20 protein-coding genes are annotated in these 23,055 nt (G+C 61.7%); 10 read left to right on the forward strand and 10 right to left on the reverse strand.

Annotated features, from left to right (window positions below; genetic code table 11):
- The first annotated feature begins 77 nt into the window (after positions 1-77).
- The gene (locus SSPSH_RS09255) at positions 78-1,784 is read left to right on the forward strand and encodes a methyl-accepting chemotaxis protein (protein WP_006912712.1); all 1,707 of its coding nucleotides are present in this window, start codon (positions 78-80) and stop codon (positions 1,782-1,784) included.
- Positions 1,785-2,075: 291 nt separating this feature from the next.
- On the opposite strand, the gene SSPSH_RS09260 is transcribed toward SSPSH_RS09255, so the two are convergent.
- Together SSPSH_RS09260 and acs are read right to left on the reverse strand one after the other, a co-directional pair.
- Positions 2,076-3,257 carry an acetyl-CoA C-acetyltransferase gene (locus SSPSH_RS09260; protein WP_006912713.1) on the reverse strand — a complete coding sequence of 394 codons (1,182 nt, stop codon included), beginning with the start codon at positions 3,255-3,257 and terminating at the stop codon, positions 2,076-2,078.
- A gap of 281 nt (positions 3,258-3,538) precedes the next feature.
- Positions 3,539-5,494 (reverse strand): acetate--CoA ligase, encoded by a 1,956-nt coding sequence (acs, locus tag SSPSH_RS09270; protein WP_006912715.1) that lies wholly within the window; start codon positions 5,492-5,494, stop codon positions 3,539-3,541.
- A gap of 237 nt (positions 5,495-5,731) precedes the next feature.
- Here acs and SSPSH_RS09275 point away from each other — a divergent pair, with 237 nt between their 5' ends.
- The 4 genes from SSPSH_RS09275 to SSPSH_RS18860 are packed head-to-tail and all read left to right on the forward strand — an operon-like array spanning position 5,732 to position 8,164.
- Positions 5,732-6,457 (forward strand): MotA/TolQ/ExbB proton channel family protein, encoded by a 726-nt coding sequence (locus SSPSH_RS09275; protein WP_006912716.1) that lies wholly within the window; start codon positions 5,732-5,734, stop codon positions 6,455-6,457.
- A 5-nt stretch (positions 6,458-6,462) separates the two neighbouring features.
- The gene (locus tag SSPSH_RS09280; RefSeq protein ID WP_006912717.1) at positions 6,463-6,873 is read left to right on the forward strand and encodes an ExbD/TolR family protein; all 411 of its coding nucleotides are present in this window, start codon (positions 6,463-6,465) and stop codon (positions 6,871-6,873) included.
- Entirely contained in the window at positions 6,870-7,271 is a 402-nt protein-coding gene (locus tag SSPSH_RS09285; protein WP_006912718.1) for an ExbD/TolR family protein, read from the forward strand. Before SSPSH_RS09280 ends, SSPSH_RS09285 begins: the two co-directional genes overlap by 4 nt.
- Positions 7,268-8,164, forward strand: a complete 897-nt coding sequence (locus tag SSPSH_RS18860) for an energy transducer TonB (protein WP_006912719.1) — start codon at positions 7,268-7,270, stop codon at positions 8,162-8,164. Before SSPSH_RS09285 ends, SSPSH_RS18860 begins: the two co-directional genes overlap by 4 nt.
- Positions 8,165-8,199: 35 nt before the next feature.
- Here SSPSH_RS18860 and SSPSH_RS17930 read toward each other — a convergent pair whose 3' ends face one another.
- Entirely contained in the window at positions 8,200-8,700 is a 501-nt protein-coding gene (locus tag SSPSH_RS17930; protein ID WP_006912720.1) for a CC0125/CC1285 family lipoprotein, read from the reverse strand.
- Positions 8,701-8,990: 290 nt separating this feature from the next.
- Here SSPSH_RS17930 and SSPSH_RS09300 point away from each other — a divergent pair, with 290 nt between their 5' ends.
- From SSPSH_RS09300 to SSPSH_RS09310, 3 genes are all read left to right on the forward strand, one after another.
- Entirely contained in the window at positions 8,991-11,750 is a 2,760-nt protein-coding gene (locus SSPSH_RS09300) for a penicillin acylase family protein (protein ID WP_021031633.1), read from the forward strand.
- A gap of 193 nt (positions 11,751-11,943) precedes the next feature.
- A complete protein-coding gene (locus tag SSPSH_RS09305) occupies positions 11,944-12,516 on the forward strand; it encodes a TRAP transporter small permease subunit (protein ID WP_006912722.1) in 573 nt (190 codons plus the stop codon).
- A 37-nt stretch (positions 12,517-12,553) separates the two neighbouring features.
- Complete coding sequence (locus SSPSH_RS09310) at positions 12,554-13,930, forward strand: TRAP transporter large permease (protein WP_040607881.1); 1,377 nt, start codon at positions 12,554-12,556, stop codon at positions 13,928-13,930.
- Between the two features lie 151 nt (positions 13,931-14,081).
- On the opposite strand, the gene SSPSH_RS09315 is transcribed toward SSPSH_RS09310, so the two are convergent.
- From SSPSH_RS09315 to wrbA, 5 genes are all read right to left on the reverse strand, one after another.
- Complete coding sequence (locus SSPSH_RS09315) at positions 14,082-15,173, reverse strand: TRAP transporter substrate-binding protein (RefSeq protein ID WP_006912724.1); 1,092 nt, start codon at positions 15,171-15,173, stop codon at positions 14,082-14,084.
- Positions 15,174-15,377: 204 nt separating this feature from the next.
- Entirely contained in the window at positions 15,378-16,034 is a 657-nt protein-coding gene (locus SSPSH_RS09320) for a rhomboid family intramembrane serine protease (protein ID WP_006912725.1), read from the reverse strand.
- A gap of 153 nt (positions 16,035-16,187) precedes the next feature.
- A complete protein-coding gene (locus SSPSH_RS09325; RefSeq protein WP_006912726.1) occupies positions 16,188-18,188 on the reverse strand; it encodes a BCCT family transporter in 2,001 nt (666 codons plus the stop codon).
- A 115-nt stretch (positions 18,189-18,303) separates the two neighbouring features.
- Positions 18,304-18,900 carry a nitroreductase family protein gene (locus tag SSPSH_RS09330; protein ID WP_006912727.1) on the reverse strand — a complete coding sequence of 199 codons (597 nt, stop codon included), beginning with the start codon at positions 18,898-18,900 and terminating at the stop codon, positions 18,304-18,306.
- A gap of 44 nt (positions 18,901-18,944) precedes the next feature.
- A complete protein-coding gene (wrbA, locus tag SSPSH_RS09335; RefSeq protein WP_006912728.1) occupies positions 18,945-19,547 on the reverse strand; it encodes an NAD(P)H:quinone oxidoreductase in 603 nt (200 codons plus the stop codon).
- A gap of 201 nt (positions 19,548-19,748) precedes the next feature.
- On the opposite strand from wrbA, the gene SSPSH_RS09340 reads away from it, so the two are divergent.
- Positions 19,749-20,654 carry a LysR substrate-binding domain-containing protein gene (locus SSPSH_RS09340; protein WP_021031635.1) on the forward strand — a complete coding sequence of 302 codons (906 nt, stop codon included), beginning with the start codon at positions 19,749-19,751 and terminating at the stop codon, positions 20,652-20,654.
- Between the two features lie 3 nt (positions 20,655-20,657).
- Here the strand turns inward: SSPSH_RS09340 and djlA are convergent, their stop codons facing one another.
- Positions 20,658-21,455 carry a co-chaperone DjlA gene (gene djlA / locus SSPSH_RS09345; protein WP_006912730.1) on the reverse strand — a complete coding sequence of 266 codons (798 nt, stop codon included), beginning with the start codon at positions 21,453-21,455 and terminating at the stop codon, positions 20,658-20,660.
- Positions 21,456-21,628: 173 nt separating this feature from the next.
- On the opposite strand from djlA, the gene SSPSH_RS09350 reads away from it, so the two are divergent.
- Positions 21,629-22,327 carry a DUF2057 family protein gene (locus tag SSPSH_RS09350; protein ID WP_006912731.1) on the forward strand — a complete coding sequence of 233 codons (699 nt, stop codon included), beginning with the start codon at positions 21,629-21,631 and terminating at the stop codon, positions 22,325-22,327.
- Between the two features lie 28 nt (positions 22,328-22,355).
- On the opposite strand, the gene pdeM is transcribed toward SSPSH_RS09350, so the two are convergent.
- Positions 22,356-23,039: a ligase-associated DNA damage response endonuclease PdeM gene (gene pdeM / locus SSPSH_RS09355; RefSeq protein ID WP_021031636.1), complete on the reverse strand. Its 684-nt coding sequence runs from the start codon at positions 23,037-23,039 to the stop codon at positions 22,356-22,358.
- Positions 23,040-23,055: the final 16 nt, after the last annotated feature.

The raw sequence follows: 23,055 nt of genomic DNA on the forward strand, positions 1-23,055 counted from the left end.
CGCTGGCGACCGATAGTAGTCAAACACTAGGATTCGCCGCTCACCCGCGGCGATGGTTTGATCTTCGCGAGCGTGTGATGAAGCTACTGGACAACATGAGCGTCAAGACCAGCTGGGCACTGGTACTGGCGAGCTTTACCGGCCTCATACTTCTGGTCGGCGCGATTGGCGGTTACACCATCTGGTACAGCCAGGGCGCGCTTGCGAAGGTGCGCGATATCCAGGTCGAACAGAAATCGCAACTCAACCAGGCCAATAGTGCCCTGCTCAACCTGCGCCTGCATATCCAGGACAGCTACGAAGCGAGTCTCGCGCCGGGGACGACGCGTGCCGCACGCGGCGATCTGGCCAGCGAAGCTGCGGCCGTCGACGCCCTCTTCCAAGGCTTTTTCGCCATGGACTTCGCGCCGCGCTACCAGGCGCCGGTAGCGCAAATCCAACAGGCTTATCGGGCGCTCGTCGACAATGCCATCACGCCTCGCATTCGCGCCCTCGCCGACGGCGATCGAAGCGCCTATCTTGCCCTCAGTGATGAAGCCGAACGTCTGACCCAGCGCTTTTCCACCCTGGCCGTGGGTTATTTCGTGCTGGTAGAGGAACAGGGCGGCGCGCTTTACGACACGTTCCAGAACACCGCCATTGGACTCGAATTCGCCATGGGCGGCGCGTTCATTGTCACGGTGCTATTGATCGTAGTGGTGGTCTGGGGCATTACCGTGAACGTAACCCGTCCGATGAGCCGCCTTGTCGACCACGTTGAGCGTATTGCCCAGGGCAACCTGCATGGCCGGATCGAGCGCCGCGGCGACAACGAAATCGGCCGCCTTTTCGCGGGCCTTACACACATGCAGAAAGCGTTGGCCGATACCGTGGGCCAGGTCCGTGAAAGCAGCGACGCGATTCATTCGGATTCGCAAACGATCGCGCGCGGCAACAGCGATCTGTCGGCGCGTACCGAGCAACAGGCGGCGTCACTGGTCCAGACCGCTTCCAGCATGGAAGAACTGACCTCCACGGTCGATCAGAATACCGAGAATGCCCGCGAGGCCCGCCAACTCACACACGAGGCGTCCGCCACGGCCGAACGCGGCGGAAAAATCGTCGACGAAGTCGTGGAAACGATGCACGGCATCAGCCGTAGTTCGCACGAGGTCAGCCAGATCATCGACATGATCGAGTCGATCGCGTTCCAGACCAATCTGCTCGCACTCAACGCCGCGGTGGAAGCCGCCCGTGCCGGCGAACAGGGCCGCGGCTTTGCAGTCGTCGCCGGCGAGGTACGCAGCCTCGCGACCCGTTCGGCCAAGGCCGCAGAAGAGATTCGCGGACTTATCGACGTTTCGGTTACTCGCGTCGACGCCGGGTCGAAGCTGGTGGATCAAGCAGGTAGCGCGATCAGCGACGTGGTATCAGCAGTCAAACGGGTCGATCAGATCATGACTGAAATCGCCACCGCCTCCGAAGAACAGGGTCGCGGTATCGGCCAGGTGAATCAGGCCGTCACCGAACTCGATCAGGTCACCCAGCACAATGTGCGCCTGGTGTCTGAAGCCTCCAGCGCCGCCAACGCGCTCGAAGCCGAGGCTCGCACGCTGCGCGAGGCGGTGGCGGTGTTCCAACTCGATCTTACCGGGCCAACGCTCGCGTCCAGCGCGCCATCCGAACCGGCGCCGGCCAGCGCCCAGCCCATTCGCACGGCAGCCGCGAGCGCAAAGCCGCCAACCGCCAAGACGAACGTATCGTCGCCCGCCGACAATTCCGATCTGGAATGGCAGACCTTTTAACCCGGTTAATCGGTCCTTTGAAAGACCCGCACAGCACATAGAAAACCGGCCGGCGCTTGGCGCCGGCCGGAAGCCGCGATCGTACAGCGATTCAGTAGAAAACTTGGGCGCAGGCGCATTGGAGGAGAACAACACGGCGCGAAAATCACTGTACGCAAGTAGTAATGCAAAACCGATGCCAGCCTATCCGGCATGCGCCGCCTGGCTGTTAATCAAAGGCCAGACGAACCACTTAAAAAACTGACGAAACAGCAGGTTGCCACTCTTACCGGCAACCCGCCTGACTCGGGCTCAGCGCTCGATCGCCAGCGCGACGCCCTGCCCGCCACCAATGCATAGCGTAGCCAGACCTTTCTGCACGTCGCGGCGCATCATTTCGTGGATCAGCGTGACCAGAACACGACCGCCCGATGCACCAATCGGGTGCCCCAGGGCGATCGCGCCGCCGTTGACGTTGACCTTGTCGCTGTCCCACTCCAGCTGGCGGCCCACCGCGACCGACTGGGCGGCGAAGGCTTCGTTGGCTTCGATTAGATCCAGATCGGCGACCTGCCAACCCACGCGCTTGAGACAACGCTGCGTAGCCGACACCGGCGCGATGCCCATGAGCGCCGGATCGACGCCGGCATTGGCATAGCCGGCGATACGACAAAGCGGCGTCAGCCCGAGGGCTTCGCATTTTTCCCGCGTGGTGACGACCACAGCGGCTGCGCCATCGTTCAGGCCCGAGGCATTGCCCGCGGTGACGGTGCCGTCTCGCGTGAAGGCCGGTTTGAGACCACTCAGGCCTTCTGCCGTGACCCCCGGACGCGGGCCTTCATCGCGTGCGAACGAAATCGCATCGCCTTTCTTCTGTGGTACTTCGATAGGCAGCACTTCGTCCTCGAAGCGGCCATGCTTGAGGGCTTCTTCAGCGCGTTGTTGGGAACGGGCGGCAAACTCATCCTGTTCCTGTCGGGACACACGATATTTTTCGGCCACGTTTTCGGCGGTCTGGCCCATGTGATAACCGTTGAAGGCATCCCAGAGACCGTCTCGGATCATGGTATCGACCAGTTCCCAGTCGCCCATGCGCTTGCCGTTACGGGAATTCGGCAACACATGCGGTGCCGAGCTCATGTTCTCCTGGCCGCCGGCAACGATCAATTCAGCATCGCCGAGTGCCACCGCCTGGGCGGCCAGCATGACCGCCTTCAGGCCACTGCCACAGACCTTGTTGATCGTCATCGCCGGGGTGACATCGCCGAGCCCGGCGCGGATCGACGACTGGCGGGCCGGATTCTGGCCGGCACCGGCGGCAAGCACCTGGCCCATGATCACTTCGTCGACCTGATCGACCGGAATATCGTGACGGGCGAGCAGCGCACGGATGGTATGTGCGCCCAGTTCGGTGGCACCGATACCGGCCAGGGTGCCGCCGAAGCGGCCGATCGCGGTGCGGCCAGCGGCAGCAATAACGATGTTGTCTTTCACTTGGCGATACTCCTGAACTTAAATTTGATCACCGCATAGCGGCGCGATGGCCGCCATGTTACGAAAAATCGGGGCGATAGGTGACCCATAGCAGAACATCACGCCGGTTGGCGGAGACACACGGGTCGGCCAAGCGCCGACCAAACCGCCCAGCGCCTCGACCGAGCAGACATAAAAAAGGCCGGCACCGGCGCGCGTCATGCGCAACACCGGGCCAGCCACCCCCTGCGATCGTCAGCGACGGCGCCCGTTCGGCACCGCCACTTCAAACAGCCTCGACGTTAGCTGCCCTTGGCCTGCAGCTGATCGATGATTTGCGGATTTTCCAGCGTCGACACGTCCGATGTGATCTCCTCATCGCGCGCCACGGTACGCAGCAAACGACGCATGATCTTGCCGGAACGGGTCTTGGGCAGGCCGTCCGCGAAACGGATTTCCTCGGGCTTGGCAATCGCACCAAGCTGTTCGGTTACCCAATCACGCAGCTCTTTTGCCAACTCGTCGCTGCCGCCGTCTTCCTTGAGGATGACGAAGGCCACGATGCACTCGCCCTTGACCTCATGCGGGCGGCTGACCACCGCCGCTTCGGCGACCGCCTTGTGCGCCACGAGTGCCGATTCGACCTCCATGGTGCCCATGCGATGGCCGGAGATATTCACGACGTCGTCGATACGACCGAGGATACGGAAGTTGCCCTGTTCGTCGCGCTGGGCCGAGTCGCCCGCGACATAGGTATGCTCGTCGAACATACCGAAATAGGTTTCGCGGTAGCGCTCCGGATCGCCCCAGATCGTACGCAGCATATAGGGCCACGGCTTGTTGATCACCAGAATGCCGCCGGCGTTGGCATCACTGACCCGTTCACCGGATTCATCGATGATATCGGCGGCGATGCCCGGCAGCGCCTTGGCGACCGAGCCCGGTTTGGTGGGCGTGGTCGCCGGGATGGGCGTGATCATGTGGCCACCGGTCTCGGTCTGCCACCAGGTATCCACGATCGGGCAACGTTCCTTGCCGATCATTTCGCGATACCACATCCAGGCTTCGGGGTTGATCGGCTCGCCGACCGTGCCCAGCAAACGCAGACTGTCCAGCGCATGGCGCTGCGGATACTCGTCGCCCTGCTTCATGAGCGCACGAATCGCGGTGGGTGCGGTATAGAAGATGGTGACCTGGTGGGTATCGACCATTTTCCAGAAGCGATCGGCTTCCGGATAGGTCGGCACGCCTTCGAACATCACCTGGGTCGCACCGCAGGCGGTCGGCCCGTAGGTGATATAGGTATGCCCGGTGACCCAGCCGACATCGGCCGTGCACCAGAACACGTCGCTGTCGTTGAGATCGAAAACCCAGCGACAGGTACAGATTGCGCCGAGCAGATAACCACCGGTGGAATGCTGGATGCCTTTCGGTTTACCGGTGGAGCCGGACGTATACAGAATGAACAGCGGATGCTCGGCATCCACCCATTCGGGATCGCATTCGTCAGCCTGACCGTCGACGGCATCGTGCCACCACAGATCGCGGCCGTCGGCCATGGTCACATCGGCGCCAGAGCGCTTGTAGACGATGACCTTCTCGATGCTCTGGCAACCTTCCGATAGCGCCTTGTCGGCTGTTTCCTTGAGCGGGATCAGCTTGCCGCCGCGGTAATTACCATCGGCCGTGATGAGCATTTTCGCTTCGGCATCATCGATACGATCGCGCAGCGACACGGCCGAAAAGCCGCCGAACACCACGGAATGAATCGCGCCGATACGGGCACAGGCCAGCATGGCCACCGCCGCCTGCGGGATATTGGGCAGATAGATGACCGCACGATCGCCCTTGCCCAGGCCATTGGCCTTGAGCGCATTGGCAAAGCGACATACACGCGCATACAGCTCGCGATAGCTGATGTGCTCGACCTCACCATCGTCGCCTTCAAAGATGATGGCGGTCTTGTCGCCCTTGCTGTCCAGATGCCGGTCGAGGCAGTTGTAGGAGACATTGAGCTCGCCGTCGGCGAACCATTTGAAGAATGGGGCGTCAGATTCATCCAGAGCCTGATTGAACGGCTTGTGCCAATCGATCTTGTCGCGTGCCTGATCGGCCCAGAAACTTTCGTGGTCGGCTTCGGCCGACTTGTAGAGAGCCTCGACATCGGCCGCCTTCAGCGTTGCTTTGTCGAGGAACGCCTGTGGCGGATCGAACTGTCGATCCTCTTTCAGAACCGATTCGATCTTGTTGTCACCCATAGAGTCTCCCGATGCGGATTTTGCAAACACGAATCAGCATACGCACTTGCAAAGCCTGTCTGCATAAGACGAAAGGCGCATGAGGCCGATCCGCTCCGGTTGGCCGCAGCGATTGCGCCGGAACAGCACGCGAGGCCTCTCGGTAATAATAATCGTTCGCATTTGGCGGCGGTTTGGTTCATACTCCCGCGCCTTATCGCGCAATGCCTTAAACGTCCCACAGTCGAGAAAACTGTCATGACATCCGATAGTTCCGCGGTCTTCGATCTGGCCGGTCTGGTCGATCTTTTACGCCTGGGCGGCCCCGTGGTGGCCGTGCTGGTGGCCATGTCGGTCATCGCCCTGGCGATCGTGCTGCTCAAATGCTGGCAATATGCGAGCGCTCGTGTGGGCAAGCGTCGCTTCATCAAGCCGGCACTGGATCAATGGCACAGCGGCGACCGGCAAGGCGCGATCGCCACCCTGGCCGACGAACGCAACCCGATTGCCGATACCTTGGCTGTGGCCATGCGTGGCATCAATGCCGGGGCGAACGTCTCGGTCGTACGTGAAGAAGCTGCCCGCGTCGGCGCCCGCCATCTGAGCCAGATGCGCAGCTATTTCCGGCCGCTCGAAGTGATCGGCTCGCTCGCGCCACTACTCGGTCTGCTGGGTACGGTCATGGGCATGATCACGGCATTCCAACAGCTCGCCAACGCCGGTAGCCAGGTTGATCCTTCGGTGCTGTCCAACGGTATCTGGGAAGCGCTGCTTACCACCGCAGTCGGCCTGGTTGTGGCGATCCCGGCCGTTGTCGCACTCAACTGGTGCGAGCGCATGATCGAACGCCTGCATGAAGATATGCAAGACGCGCTGACCCGCTTTTTCACGCGCCACGAAGCGGGCGCACTCAACACGGCCGAGAAAGTGCCAGCTGCCTCGCAAACGCCACCGGCCGCACAGACCTCCACCGCGCACGCCTGATCGACGTGCATATCGAGACGTTCGAGCGGCGAAAACACTCGATCAGCCTCACACCGCTGATCGATGTCGTCTTCATACTGCTCGTATTCTTCATGCTGGCCACGAGCTTTACCGACTGGCGCCCCATCACCTTGGCGACCGGCACAAGCGAAGCCGCGCCGAGCGATACGCCGCCCGCCGTGGTGCGCGTGGATGCAGATGGCACGTTGCGCTATGACGGCAATGACACCCGCGACACCCGCGCTCTCGCGCGGCGCTTGAACGCCTCGATTGAAAGCGGTGACATTTCGGCTGTCATCGTCCAACCCGACGCAGAAGCCACGCTTGATGTAACCGTCGGCGCGCTCGACGCGCTGTCCGGCGCAGGCGTCGCCCCGATGTCGCTGGCCACCGGCTCGAAGGGTGATCGGCCATGATCGTCGCCCCGCCCAAACGACCACGCTCCACCGAAGAGAACGTGCTTCCGCTGATCAACATCGTCTTTCTGTTGTTGATCTTTTTCATGCTGGCCGGCGTTCTGGCGCAAAACCCACCATTCGAACTCACACCGCCGGCCACTGCCGACACCGAACAGTCAACCCAGCTCGAAAACAAGGTGTTGGCCATGGCCGCCGACGGCCGTCTGGCCTTCGGCGGCGAACCGATCGAGCGCGAGGCGTTGCCCGAGGCACTGGCCGACTGGCCGGATGACAAGCCGCTTCAGATTCGTGCCGATGGCGGCCTCAAGGCGGACGCCCTCGGCGAGCTGTTCGCCACGCTGCGCGGTGCCGGCATCGCTGAAGTCAACCTGCTGACCCAGCACAAAGATCCATGAAACGCATCGGCCTGCACCACTGGGTGATCGTGCTCGCGATCGCTATCGCTGCCCATGCCGCGCTGCTGATCCGCTTCCAGGTAGAGGACACGATCACCACGGCAGATACCGGCGCGGCCGGCGTGCGCATCGCACTCGCGCCCACTCAGGGCGAGCCACAGCCTGAGCAGGTCGCCGCGGATACGGCAGAACCCGACGACGCGCCCGAAGAAGAACCAACCCCGGAGCCAGAACCGGAACCGGAACCGGAACCTGAGCCAGAGCCAGAGCCCGCGCCGGAACCGGAACCCGCACCAGTGCCCGAGCCTGAGCCCACACCGGAGCCAGAACCCGAGCCGACGCCGGTACCCGAACCGAAACCCAAGCCACAGCCAAAACCGGAGCCTAAACCGCAGCCGAAGCCTGAGCCAAAACCCGAACCCAAGCCCAAACCGCGCCCGAAGCCCGAGCGCCCGAGCGAGCCTGAGACGACCACGGCCAGCCGCAGCGCGCGTCGCGACAAAAACGCAAAACCGGCCGGCGGCCAGGACCGGACCAACGCGCCTGCCAAGGCACCCCAGACCGCGCAGACAACGCAGCAAGGCACGACCGGCAGCGTGTCCGATACGCCACCCGACTATCGCAGCGAGCTAGGCGCCTGGCTACAGCGCTACAAGGACTATCCGCGGCGCGCCCGGCGCCTGCGCCAGGAAGGCACGGTGTTGCTCTATTTCGTCATGGATCGAAACGGGCACGTGCTGAGCTGGGAAATTCGCCAAAGCTCGGGCCATGAACTTCTCGATGAAGCCGTACGCGACATGATCCGCAAAGCGGACCCCTTGCCGGCGCTGCCGGATAGCGTCTCCATGCAAAGACTGGCATTGACCGTACCGGTGCGTTTTCAGCTGCGCTGATGCCCCCGCAGCGCACCGCCAGCGGTCGAAAACCGCTAGCGCTGTTCGCCAGCGGCGACAGCCGCCGATAGATTGCGTTTGAGTTCGTTCGCGTCGTAGACCTCGGCGCCCTGATCCGGCACCTCGTCGCCAATCTGTATCTCGAGCACGGTTTCGTAACGCGTACGGCTCGACCCACCCGTCGAGTAGCCGATACTCGTGCCCCAGAACGGGTAGCCCCAACCGTAGCCGATGCTCGTACTCGGACCACCACCGTAAGTGCTGGTCACCGGCGAAGTCTCGCGCGAGTTAATACGAAAACGCTCGGCACCATGATTGATGGCGACATCCGCTGCCCGGAACAAAGCGAAATTCTCGACCGTTTCCCGCGCCGTACCGTAGTCGCCGGCAAAGCTCACCCGATAACGATCGGCCGTGAGCTGGGTATCGCGGTAGCCATAATCATCGGCTTCGGGCGCGGCACGATAGGCCGGGCCACTGGCGCATGCCCCTAACAGCAAGCTGGAAAGTACGACGAACCATAATTTCGTGTTCATAGCACTAATATAGCGCTGAATCGCCCTAGCGGATGCAAACGCTCAAAAGTATTTCTACCCGCCTTTCGCGGGCGTCATGCGAAAGCGCTATCGCGGCCCGTGTTTTTAGGTGCAAACCGGGGTACGTACCGCTATTATCCATGGGCAATCGAACAGCCGAACATCGCGCTGTTTCTGTACGCCTTTGAACATTGAAGCCGGCACCTGCACGGCCTTTCTTTTCAAGGGTTTCGCGGCCTATATCCGCGACCGACGTGCGACTTGGGCACTTTATAATTCGAGGGGAGAACATGAAAACATTCAATTGGAAGCGACCATTGCTCGCGGCCAGCGTTTCGTTATGCCTGACGACCGGCCTGATCGGCTGCTCATCCGGCGGCGGGGATGACGATGTGGATAGCGGCAATGACCGCGGTACCGGCCCGGCGGCACTGCGTGCCAGCCAGATCAACGCGCCGGACGGCAAACTGTCTGCACGTATCCAGACCACGACCGGCGGCGTACCGCATATCACCGCCGACAACCTCCAATCCGTGGCCTTCGGCTCGGGCTATGTCCAGGCACGCGACAATATCTGCATCATCGCGGATTCCATCGTGCGTGCGCGCGGCGAGCGGGCGATGTACTACGGGCCGGGCACGCCGATCAATCCGGATGCGCCGCCGCGGGGTCAACTGGGCATCAACATCGTTACGGATTTCAGCTACAAAGCTCTTGGCCTGCTCGAAAAAGCCCAGGACGAATTCGACGAACTTTCGGCCCCGTCTCAGGCCATGCTGCGCGGTTTCGCTGCCGGCTATAACAAATACTTCGATGAAACCGGCAAGGCGAGCCTGCCCGCCAAATGCAAAAACGGCGACTGGGTACGGCCGATCACGGCGACCGACGTCTATGCCTATTATCAGCTGGTAGCACTCTATGCGAGCGGCGATCAGTTCACCGGCGGGCCCATTTTCCTGGCCGTGCCCCCCAACACCAGCCCGGCGCCGGTACCTGCCGCACGGGTCGGCACAGCTTCACAGACCTCGTCGCCGTTCGCGAGCGCCGAGCCGGCCGCGATCAACGCCTTCAATGCCGAGTCACTGGCCCGGTTCGCGCGTGCCGCCACGCCGGAATCCATTGGCGCCAAGACCGATTTCAACGATCGCGGCATGGCCAGCAACGGCTGGGGCATCGGCTCGGAGATGACCGAAAACGGCAAAGGCGCGCTGCTGTCGAACCCGCATTTCCCCTATACGGGCAATCGCCGCCTGTATCAGATGCAGATCAACGTACCCGGCGTTTATAACGTCAACGGCGCGGGGTTGATCGGCGTCGTTGTACCGCTGATCGGCTTCAACGAAAACGTCGCCTGGACCCATACCGTGTCCAAGGCACAGCATTTCACGCTCTACGATCTGGAACTGAGCCCGAGCGATCCGCTCGTCTATATCAAGGACGGCGAGCCCAAGCAGATCGAACAGCGCGAACTCGCAATTAACGTGCTGCTTGATCCAGCCCAACCGCCAGTGCCGTTCACGCGTACGTTCTATTTCTCGGAGTACGGCCCGATGCTCGCCGGCAACGTGATCAACGAAAACCTGCCGGCCTGGGGCGGCGATTTCGCCGGACGTGAATCAGCGCTGACCTATCGTGACGCCAATACCGAAACCGCCCGCCAAGTCGTCGACCAGTGGCTGAACATGGGCCGGGCATCCAATCTCGCCCAGTTCAAGAAGCCGTTCGAGGCCTGCGGCAGCGTGCTGTGGGTGAATACCATGTATGCCGACGATTCCGGTCAGGCGTTTTATATCGATGGCACCTCGGTCCCGCAACTCTCGCCCGGCGCGCTGCAGGCGTTTCAGGCGCGGGTGAACTTCAACCCCGTGGTGGCCGGGCTGTTCGACGCCGGCGTGACCCTGCTCGACGGCAGTCGCTCGCTCAACGATTGGATTGAGGGCGACTGCGACGGACGCGTGCCCTATGCCAACGCGCCCAAACTCGAACGTCGCGACTATGTCCAGAACTCCAACGACAGCTATTGGGCGACCAATCCGGACGCGTTCCTGACCGGCTATTCGCCGCTTTACGGCAAGACCAACAGCATTCTCTCGCCGCGTACGCGCATGGGCCTGAAAATGCTGGAGAACCCGACCGACCCCGGTCTGTCGACGGTGGCACCCGCCGGCAGTGACGGCAAGTTCACGGGCGAGGAGATCATCAACGCGCTCTATTCCAACCGTGCCTACTACGCCGAGACCCTGCTCGACGAACTACTCGAGCGCTGCCGCAACGCCGGCGATACCGCCATTAATACCGGTGCGGGCAGCCGCTCGGTGGCCCAGGGCTGTGCCGCACTCGCGGGCTGGGACGGCGTCTACGATGTAGACAGCACCGGTGCCCACGTTTTCCGCGTCTTCATGGCGAACTACAACCCGACCTACCCGGCTCAGTTCTCGGTGGACTTCGATCCGGCCAATCCGGAAACCACGCCGAGCACGCCCAATGCCGCACCCAGCGATCCGGCCCAGGATCCCATGCTGGCCTCGCTAGCCCGCGGCCTGAACCGGCTCGATCAGGTGGATATTGCCTACGACGCCCGCCTGGGCGATGTTCAGCGCCAGCAGCAAACGGCGGGCACACCGCCCAACGGCATGCCGGAGCCCTCTGGCAGCCGGATCGAATGGCACGGCAACCAGAACCTGGAAGGCGGCTTTAATATCGTGCTGCCCAGCGTGAGCCCCGTGGAAGACGGTACCCGCTATCCGCGCGTCGCGCCGGCAGGCACGCTCGACAATACGGGTGATCTGTCGAGCACGAATAACGAAGGCTGGTTGATCGCTTACGGCACGAGCTGGCACTTCGGCCTGAGCTTTGGTGACAACGGTCCCGAAGGCTATGGCCTGGTCAGCTACGGCCAGTCCGATGATGCCGAGTCGGACCATTTCGACGACCAGGATCAGCGGTATTCGAACAAGAACTACCGCACGCTGCTTTATCGTCAGGCCGATATCGACAACGATCCCAATCTGGAAACGGAAACCATCGAAGCCACCGCCGACGCGCAATAGATCGGCGCCAGCCCTATGGCCCGGTGCGCAACAGCGCGCCGGGCTTCTTTATGGGGCTTTTGCCGTATCGGCTCAGCACCCAGCCTGGCACGGCACCCGGCTTGGGCTTTGCGCATGGGGTCGGCTAGAATCGCTGCCCTGCCCGCTTGCGCTTGACGCGGGTCTTTTTTCGAATGCCCGGTAAGGAGACAAAGTGAACATTCTGCTGGGTGTATCGCGCGCTATCGACGGCTTCTCCACGTTCGTCGGCCGTATGATGTGGTGGCTGACCGTCGCCATGGTGCTGATTGGCGCCTATAACGTGATCACCCGCTATCTGGGCCAGTATCTCGGTGTGCAGCTGTCGGCCAACGTGTATCTCGAGCTGCAGACCTATGCCTTCGATCTGATCTTTCTGTTGGGCGCAGCCTATCTGCTGCGTGAAGACGGCCATGTGCGTGTCGATATCGTCTACAGCCGCTTGGGTCCGCGTGCCCGGGCGTGGATCGATATCTTCGGCACGCTGTTCTTCCTGGTGCCGTTCTGCATTTTTGGACTCTATTTCTGCCTCGGCTATGTCGAACGCTCCTGGGCGGTAATGGAACAAAGCCCAAACCCGGGCGGACTGGCCCGCTACCCGATCAAGACCGTGATGCTGGTGGCGTTCGCGATGCTCATCCTTCAGGGCATTAGCGAGCTGATCAAGAATATCGCCTATCTGGCGCGACAACCGGGCTTTGCGGAGAACGAAGCCCACCGGGCGACCCAGGAAACCGAGGGCCTCTAGGCCAGCCGTACATGCGCGCATACCCCGACAACAGGCCCTGACCGTGGATTATCTTGCGCTCTGGATGTTCGCGACCGCGATCGGACTGCTGCTGATCGGCTACCCCGTGGCATTCACGCTCGGCGGCACCGCCGTGCTGTTCACCCTCATCGGCAGCGACATGCTCCCGGATATGGGTGTGGCCCTGCCGTGGGAACCCGCGTTCCGCATGGCCCGGCTCAATATCCTGCCGGGGCGTATCTTCGGCAACATCATGGACAACTACGAACTGGTCGCCGTGCCGTTCTTCGTGTTCATGGGCGTGATGCTGGAAAAATCACGGCTGGCCTCCGACCTGCTGCAGACAATGGGCCTGTTGTTCGGGCGTGTACGCGGTGGGCTGGCCATCTCGGTCGTGGTGGTCGGCACATTGCTGGCCGCCTCGACCGGCGTCGTGGGTGCCTCAGTGGTCACCATGGGCGTGCTCGCCCTGCCGGTGATGCTCAAGTACAACTACGACAAAGGCCTTGCATCCGGCACCGTCGCTGCATCCGGCACGCTCGGCCAGATCGTACCGCCGAGCATCGTGCTGATCATTCTCGGCGATCAGATGCAGGTATCGATCGGCGACCTGTTCCTGGGCGCGCTCGTCCCCGGCATCCTGCTATCCGGGCTGTTCGTGCTCTGGATCGTCTACGTGGCCCTGCGCCATCCCGAACGTGCACCGGCGCTGCCGGCCAGCGAACGCGCGATTAGCCGCGGCCATCTTCTTGCACGCGTGCTGGTCATGATGGCACCGCCGCTGGCGCTGATACTTATCGTGCTGGGTACGATCTTCGCTGGCATCGCCACGCCGACCGAAGCCGGCGCCATGGGTGCACTGGGCGCGACTCTGCTGGCCCTGATCAACCGCCGCCTGAACTGGCAGAGCCTGAGCGCGGTGATGGACCAGACGGTCAAACTCACGGCGATGGTATTCATCATCCTGCTCGGCGCGACCGCATTCACTATGGTGTTTGCATCGCTGGGCGGGCCGCAGCTGGTCGAAGAGATCCTGCTCGACCTGCCGGGCGGTGCGCTGGCTTTCCTGTTCTTCACGATGCTCACGATCTTCGTGCTCGGCTTCTTTGTCGACTTCATCGAGATCAGCTTCATCGTGGTGCCAGTGATCACCCCGATCGCCATCCAGCTGGGCATCGACCCGCTGTGGTTTGCCGTGCTCATAGCGGTCAATCTGCAGGCGTCCTTCCTGACCCCGCCGTTCGGTTTCGCGCTGTTCTATCTGAAAGGCGTGGCGCCGCCTGAAATCCGCACGGTCGACATCTATCGTGGCGTGGTGCCGTTCATCTGCCTGCAGCTGTTCGCGCTCGTGCTGCTCTGGGTTTTCCCGCAGCTGGTGCTCTGGCTGCCGCAGTTGAGTAACGCGGTTCAGTAGTCAGCTCGGGGCATCCGCAAAGCGGAGCAGCCGCGCGACGCGCTAGCCAATACGGGCGTTGTACACCCCTGATACGACAAGCACAAAAAAGCCGCGCTGCTCAGTCAAGCAGCGCGGCTTTGGTTGCATACCCCTGACGCCGTAGCAACCGTTAGGCGAGATCGCCGTTGATATAGCGCAGGAAGTTGTATTCGCTGACGTCGGTCCAGGCCCGCACTTCGTCGCGAAAGCCCTGCCACTGGTCGTAGACCTTGGCATAGAGCTTGTTCTTGTCGGCGTGCTCTTGCTGGATCTCGTCGGTATAACCCTTGAGCACGTCGAGCACTTCGGACGGGAACGTGCGCACCTGCGCACCGCCGGCGATCAGGCGCTTGAGTGCCGGCCCGTTGCGCGCCATGTACTGGGCAAACATGCGCTCGTTGGCGGCCTCGGCGGCCACCGGGATTGTCTCGCGAATATCCTTGGGTAGATCCTTGAAGATATCGTTGTTCACATACAGACCGAGCGTCGCACCGGGTTCTGCCCAGCTGGGCATATAGTAGTACTTGGCGGCCTTGTGCAGCTGCAGGATCTCATCGTCGTAGGGGCTGACCCAGTCCGCGGCGTCGATCACGCCGCGCTCGAGCGCGAAATAGACCTGCCCGCCCGGCAGGTTCTGAATATTGACGCCGGCACGCGCCATTACCTGCCCGCCGACGCCAGGGAAGCGCATCTTCAAGCCTTTGAGATCGTCGGGCGAGTTGATTTCCTTATTGAACCAGCCGCCGGTCTGGCCGCCGGTATTGCCGGCCAGAAAAGCGACCAGGTTGCTGCGCGCGTTGAGCTCGTTCCAGAGATCACCACCGCCGCCTTCCTCGATCCAGGCGTTCTGCTGCTGACCGGTCAGCCCGAACGGCATGGACGTGAAGAAGGCGTGGGTCGGATCCTGACCGATATAATAATAGGAGGCCGTATGGCCCATCGCGAAGGCGCCGCTGGAAACACTGTCGTACACCTCCAGGCCGCCAACCTGCTCGCCGGCCGCAAAGACTTCCACCTCGACATCGCCATCGGTCGCATATTCGATGGCACGGCCGATGTACTCGGCAGTGCCGAACAGCGTGTCGATGGACGAGGGCCAGGACGTGACCATGCCCAGACGATATTTCTTGTTTCGCGCGATCGTCATCGGCGAAAACACGGTACTCGCGGCTGCGACCGCACCGGCCGCTCCGGTCAGAAACTGACGACGTTTGATGCTCATGGCTCCCCTTCGCTCAGCCGCCGCTCGCGCCGCGAGTCGGCTGCATAGCCTGCTTGTCGGTTATTTATAGTTCGGTCGGCGTCATTCACTACAACACGCGCGCCGCCAATGCGTCAGATTGCCGCAAAATGGCGGCTACGAAAAGTCGACCAATGATTGAGCCCGGTGTGAGACCGGCCGCCTGCGTATGGGCGCTTCAAACGGCTAAGGGTAAATCCGCGGGCCGCCCTGTTTGCGCCAGTACATCATCAACCCGAAGCCGAACGCCATGCCGCCGAGATGCGCGAAATGCGCCACGCCGGCCTGCGTGCCTGTCACACCGAAAAACAGCTCCATCGCCCCGTAACCGATGACCAGCCACTTGGCCGTCATCGGAATCGGCGGAATGAGCAACATCACACGAGCGTTCGGAAACATCATCCCGAACGCCAACAGCACGCCGAACAGGCCACCGGACGCGCCGACCGTGGGTACCGGTTGACCCGGCGAAAGCAGCGCCAGCGTCAGCACCTGCGTCAAACCGGCACCGACGACGCATACCAGGTAATAAAGCAGAAAACGCTGACCACCCCACACTTGCTCGACCACACGGCCGAACATCCACAAGCCAAACATGTTGAAGAACAGATGGCCGAAGCCGCCGTGCAGGAACCCATAGGACAGCAGTTGCCAGATTTCGAACCCGACACTGCCGACACCTGCGGACGTCCGTACGGGATACTCGCCCAGCGGCCATAGCGCGAAATACTGCATGACCGGTTCCTGCGCATACATCAGGAACAAAAACCCCAGCCCGTTCGCGATCAGTAGCCACTTGATCATCGGTGGAACGCTGGAAACGGCAAAAGGATCCTGTCGCATCGGCAGGTAGACTCGGCTCGGGAATGAAATCCCGCCAAGCATAACGCATCGCCTTTTTACCGGCAGCACAACGCAGACACGCCCGTTTCGTGGGCAATAAAAAACCCGGCGCTGCTAAGCAACGCCGGGCTGGTCTGCGGCCGAGAGGGACGCTTAACGCACCAGGTACAGGAAGTGCAGATGCTTCTCGTACTGGTCCAGTATGTCGCCGATGAGCTGTTCCTTGGTATAGCCCACGACGTTGTACTGCTGACCGCCTTCGCGCAGGAAGACTTCGGCACGGAAGTGCTCGCGCTCTTTCGCCTTCTTCTGCTCTTCACTGCGGGTCAGTGCGCCCATATAGAACGTCGGCGCCGTAAAGCGACGCGCACGCACACCGTAGACGAAATCGATCTCGGCACCATGGTCGACGTCCAGATAGCAACGATCGTCCTCAACGCTGATCTTCGTACTCATGCCGCTTTCCTCGAACTGCTTGGAAACGGCTTCCATAGCCGGCTTGACGACCTGCGTCAGGAACTCGTCCACCTGCTTGCGCCGCGGCGAGGTGACCAACGTCTTGAGACGATTCTCCCAGCTGCCACCGCCGAAGCCGGCGACATTGGAAGGTGTATTCATCGCATGACGCAGGCTGTCCTGCTTGACCAGTTCGATGCTCAACGACCGATAGAGGCAATAGGCCATGATCAAAATAATCACGGTAATCGGCAATGCGGAGGCAAGCGATGCGGCCTGCAAAGCGCCGATACCACCCGCGGCCAGCAAAACGATCGCCACCAGACCTTCGAGCACAGCCCAGAAGATGCGCTGCCATACCGGCGGCTCATCGCCATCCTTGGCGGTGAGGATATCGATGACCAACGAACCGGAGTCCGATGAGGTCACGAAGAACGTGATCACCAGCATGGTGCCGAGAATCGAGGTCAGCCAGGTGAACGGGAACTGCTCAAGAAACACGAACAGCGCAGTCGAGGTGTTCTCATCCACGGCATCGAGCACGGTGGTCATGCCGTCGATCATGATCATGTGCAGCGCGCCATCACCGAAGGCGGTCAGCCACAGGAAGGTGGCACCGACCGGCACCAGCAACACGCCGAGCACGAACTCACGAATCGTACGGCCACGCGACACGCGCGCAACGAACATGCCCACGAACGGCGACCAGGAAATCCACCAGGCCCAGTAGAACAGCGTCCAGCTGCTCATGAAGGTTTCAGTATCGTCGTTCCCGGTATACACCCATGAATTGAAGGTCATGTCCACGACAGAGGACATGTAGTTACCGATGTTCTGGATCAGCGACTGGAAGATGAACAGCGTTGGCCCCATCACGATCACGAACAACAGCAATGCGGCTGCCAGCCACAGATTGAGCTCCGACACGCGGCGAATACCGCCGTCGAGTCCGAGCACGACCGACGTCGTAGCCATCGCCGTGATGATGCAGATGAGCACGATCTGGGTGCTCAAGCCTTCCGGCACGCTGAACAGGAAGTTCAAGCCGGAATTGACCTGCTGGGCGCCAAAGCCAAGCGAGGTGGCCACGCCGAACAGCGTACCGAACACGGCAAGAATATCGACGGCATTACCGATCGGCCCGGAAATACGCTTACCGATCAGCGGATAGAGCGCCGAGCTCATACGTAGCGGAAGATCGCGCCGGAAGCTGAAATAAGCCAGGCACAAGCCCACGACCGCATAGATCGCCCAGGCATGCATACCCCAATGGAAGAAGGTAATACGCATGGCCGAGCGCGCGGCTTCCGCGGTTTCGCTCGTGCCTTGGGGTGGGTTCGCGTAGTGCATGACCGGTTCGGCCACGCCGTAGAACATCAGCCCGATGCCCATGCCCGCGGAGAACAACATCGCGAACCAGGATATGTAACTGAAATCCGGCTCACTGTGATCCGGCCCCAGCCGGAACTGCCCGTAGCGCGATAGCGCCAACACGATGCAGAAAATCAGATACGCCCCGACGGCGCCCAGATAAAGCCAGCCAAACGTACTGATCAGCCAGCTTTGCATTCCGCTGAAGAAGGTATTGGCCTTCTCGGGGAAGACCGCACCAAAGACGACGAGTACGCCGATAACGGCGACTGACGGAAAAAATACCGGCGGATTGATACCCGCCTTTGTAGGTTGGCTATCGCTCATGCACTTTCTGTTATCGTGAATTCCCTCTTTTATCTATAACACGACTGTCGTTCATTAACGACAGCTGAAGATGGAGTGCATGAAGGCCAAAAAGCGGCGCAACGCCTGACGACGCCTATAATCGAGCGGGATTACCGAATCGGTCGGCGAACACAAATTCGCTTAACGCACGACGCTCCCGTGGCTTGCTGTCGCGCTCGATGAGCGCCTGATTCATGTTGTCCGACGTCTGGCGATAACCGATCGCCATGGCAGTGAATGCTTCGGCATGATCGGGAATTGCGAACTCGGTGCGTGCGGCCTCCGGATCCATGCCGATCATCTGGTGTACAAACAGCTTACGCGTGGTCGCCTCGGTGACCAGGTTGGCCGACGCCAGCCCCAGATCATGCTCGGCGGCTTTGTTCGATTCGCCGTTCAGGCTGAAAGTGCGAACCACCACGCCCAGGGCCAGCACCGGCGCGTTCTGCGCCCAGGCGCGGTTGCCTTCGACAAGACATTCGAGAATCCGCGCGTGCGTATCGCCTTCGCCCTTGATCCCGACGATATAACGCCAAGGCTGCTCATTGTAGGAAGACGGCGCCCAGCGCGCGGCCTCGAACAAGCTGGCAAGATCCTGAGCCGGCACGGGCTTGTCGCTGAAGGCGTAGGGGCTCCAGCGCACAGCCAACGTGTTGTGAATACGGTGATCGGTCGCTGCGTTTTTGCTCATGCCCCTATCCTTGCGATTGTGTATCGGCGTATGCGTGAACTGTGTCAGAGGCTCAACGCCGTGGCTAGTCTGGCCACTTTTTCGCCCTGGTAACGGGCGATCGACAACTCTTTTTCACTGGGCTGGCGCGAACCGTCGCCGCCGGCGTAGGTCGATGCGCCATAGGGCGAGCCGCCGCGCAGTTCGGAAATATCGAACAGCTCCTGTGCGCCCGCGTAATCGACCGGCACGATCAGCATGCCGTGATGCGCCAACGTGTTCCAGAAGGAGGTAATCGTGGTTTCGTTACCCGCGCCGGTGGCGCTGGAGGTAAATACACTGGCGAATTTGTTTACCAGCTTGCCGTTGGCCCACAGGCCGCCGGTCTGATCCAGGAACGTGCGCATCTGACCAGCCATATTGCCGAATCGCGTGGGCGTACCAAAAACGATGGCATCGTAGTCCGCAATCTCGCCCGGCTCGGCCACGGCGGCACCCTGATCGGTCTTTGCGCCGGCGGCTTCCAGCGCCGCGTCGCTCATGGTTTCGGGTACGCGCTTTAGCGTAACTTCCACACCATCGACGCTTTTCGCCCCGTTGACGACCGCGTTGGCCAGCGTCTCGATATGACCGTACATCGAGTAATAGAGCACCAGAACCTTTTTCATAACGACATCCGTTTTTTTTCGCGGCTTGCAGCCCAAAGGCTGCAGACCAGTAAATGACAGCACCGGGCAGATTCGCTCGACCCGCCGTAACGAATCGAGCAACGCTTCGGTTACACGGTGCAACATAAAACGTGCGTCACGGCGATGAAAGCGAAGCCTTTTGGCATACTCTTTCAAATTATTTGACTGAGTTTCCTTGCCATGGCTACCCAGGGTTCGCCGGTGCGACTCGAAGCGCTCGAGGCGCTGGATGCGATTGCTCGTTATGGCAGCTTCGCCGCCGCAGCCGCATCGCTGTACCGCGTACCTTCAGCGATCTCGTACACGATCAATCAGCTTGAATCGGATCTGGGCATTACCGTATTCGACAGAAGCGGCCATCGCGCGGTGCTCACCCCCGCGGGACAACTGCTACTCGACGAAGGCCGGCGTATATTGACCGCCAGCCGCGAGCTCGGCGCAGCCGCGCGGCGCCTGGCCGACAACTGGGAACCTGAACTGCGCCTGGCGCTCAACGGCCTGATCGCACCGCGCGAACTCTGGCCGGCGCTCGCCGACTTTCATCGCGCCCATCCCGCGATCAATGTGCGCCTGCGCGAAGAAATCCTCGGCGGCACCTGGGAAGCATTGATCGAAGACCAGGTCGATCTGGCCATCGGCGTGGCCGACCCGCCAACCAAAACCGGTATTCAGCGTGCGCTGTTCAACCCCGTGGAATTTGTGTTCTGTTGCGCGCCCAATCATCCGTTGGCCGCTCATGAACAACCGTTGACCGAGGATGCATTGCGGATGCATCGCGCCGTGGTGGTCGCCGATAGCGCGCGGGCCCTTGCACCGCGCAGCGCAGGACTGCTCGACGGGCAGCCACGGCTCACCGTGGCCAGCATGCACAGCAAGATCGAGGCCATAGAACAGGGCCTCGGCGTCGGCCATTGCCCTGCCGGGTGGGTGCGCGACCATCTACAAGCGGGGCGTCTTGTTACCTGTGAACTGGCGACGCCACGCGCTGTGCAGCCGTCATATCTGCTCTGGAAAAGCACCACCGCAGGGCGGGGTTTGCAGTGGTTCATCAATCGCCTGGCGGCGCCGACGAACCCACGCGTCTAGGCTTCAGCTCAGACCGCGCGCCTCGCAAATACGTTCGTAGGCGGCACCGATCTCGCGCGTTTTCTCTTCGGCCATTTCCCGCATGCTTTCCGGCATGCCTTTGGCCGCGAGTTTGTCGGGGTGGTTCTGGCTCATCTGACGACGATAGGCTTTCTTGACCTCGCCATCGCTGGCAGAGGAATCTACGCCGAGCACCGTATATGCCTGCTCGAGCTGCTCTTTCGGGTCGACACCCGCTTTCGAGCCCATACCGTCGCCCGAGGTGCTGCCCGGGCCGCGGCCGGACAGCATCGCTTCGAGCTGGCGGATTTCCATTTCCGACAGACCCAGCCCGCGCGCCACACGCATGAGCATGTCGTGCTCGGCATTGCTGACCTTGCCATCGGCCGCAATCGCGGCGATCTGCACCTGCAGAAACATCTGATGCAACGCGCGCTGGCCGCGTGCGACCTTACAGAACTTTTCGACCTCGCCGTCCAAATCGAAATCGTCGGCCTTGCCACGATTGAACGACGCCCGCGCCTGCGCTTTCTGCTCGTCATTAAGCCGCAGCTTGGCGAACAGATCCTCGGCCACGCGTATTTCGTCGCGCGTGACTTGGCCATCGGCCTTGCACAGCGCGCCCATGACCGCGAACGTGGAATCCAGGAACTGCGCACGGATAGTGCCAAGCGCGCCCTTGAGCAGCGTCATGGCCAGCATCTGCGCGCCCGCGAAGCCAAGAACACCGCCAAGCAACACGCCGGGCAAACCCATAATGGCGCCACCGATCACGGCACCGATGATCATTGCAATAAGCATGGGCGTGATTCTACCTGTCGCGCGCGCGGCTTGCTTCATCTCGCACGCCGAGCCCTGTCGGCTATGTCGTCACACGATTGTCATCGCAGTGTCACGTTGACGGCACAAGGTGTGCATCGGCCGCGCACCGCGGCCTCGATCATCCATGCATTCACGAGCGCCGGGGACTTGTCATGTCGCGTTTCGCTATCCGTTTCATCCTTCAGGCGGGCCTGATCACCGGCCTGATCGTTCTTGCCGGCTGTGCCGGCGTACGTCAAATCGACACGGGCAACACCCCAGGGGCCGCCAGCGCCGAGTTGTTCGTGCCCTATCAGTATCAAGTGCAAGCGATCGATGGCACCGAACTGCGCAGCAGTTTCTACAGCTTCGACGGACGCGACCAGACCCTGCGCGTCGCGCCCGGCGAGCACACGCTCGTATTGCGCTATTTCGATCTCATCGAAGACAACGGCGACCGTACCGACGACTACGCTCGCGTGCTCTCGGAGCCCATTACGGTGAGTTTCACCGCCCGCGCGGACAGCCGCTATGCAGTGACCGGCGAGCGCCCGAGCACCCCGAGCGCGGGCGAAGCCTTTGCCGCCAACCCGAGCCTGGCGATCGAGAACCGGGCCAGCGGCGACACGGTCAGCGGCGAAATTGCCGTGGCCGAACCCGAAATCGAAACCATCCGGCGCGGCAATACGGTGTTCGCACCGGTGGGCAAAACCGCGGCCGCCAGCGCGGATACCCCGCAGCCCGCCCCCAAAAACGCACCGCCACAGTCGCTGCAGATGCTCAAATACTGGTGGGACAATGCCAGCCAGGCCGAACGCGACCGTTTCGAGGCCTGGCGCCAGCAAAGCGCCGGCCAAAGCGGCGTTCAATAATGGCGTCGAAGAAGCCGGGCAGCGGCGATTACCCCATCGCCGCCTCAATCACCTCGTCGTCGCCGACCACGAACACGCGGTCGCCCTCGGCCGGCGAAATCCGCTGGCCGCCGGCAAAGCTGCAGAATGCCGGCAGCATCAAGCCATCGGCATGGCGCCAGAACACCGGCACGCGGAGCCGTTCGCGACCGGCGCCCAGATGAACCACGGGATGCACGTGGCCGGCGAGCACCGGCCCGCGCGCGTCCGCCTCGGGTTCGTGGCGTAGCACGAAGGGCGCCTCGAACAGGCTGCCCGCATGCCAGCGCACGTCGCAGTCGATAGGCAAGCGCTCAGCCCGATCGTGATTGCCACGTGTGACGATCATCTCGACATCGGCATGGCGTACGCGCCATGCGGCAAAGCGAGCCAGCCAGGGCGTATCCACTGCCGGCGGCGCATGGACAAAATCCCCGAGCACGATCAGTCGCCGGGCCTGGGTTTCGGCCAGCGCTATGCCCAGGCGCGCCAGATCCGCGTCGGTCGTGCCGCTGGGTACGCCCAGGCCCTGGCGTCGAAACACACCCGCCTTGCCAAAATGCGTATCCGCCACGAACAACGTCGCGCGCGCCGGCCAGAACACGCTGTGATCGCCGCGTAGCCATAGCGGCTCGCCGCCAATATCGAGTTCGAGTTGGCCGACCGGCCGCGCTTGTTCGGCTTTCAGTGACATGGCTTTTTCGGTACGA

It is taken from the genome of Salinisphaera shabanensis E1L3A (assembly GCF_000215955.2).
Taxonomy (GTDB): domain Bacteria; phylum Pseudomonadota; class Gammaproteobacteria; order Nevskiales; family Salinisphaeraceae; genus Salinisphaera; species Salinisphaera shabanensis.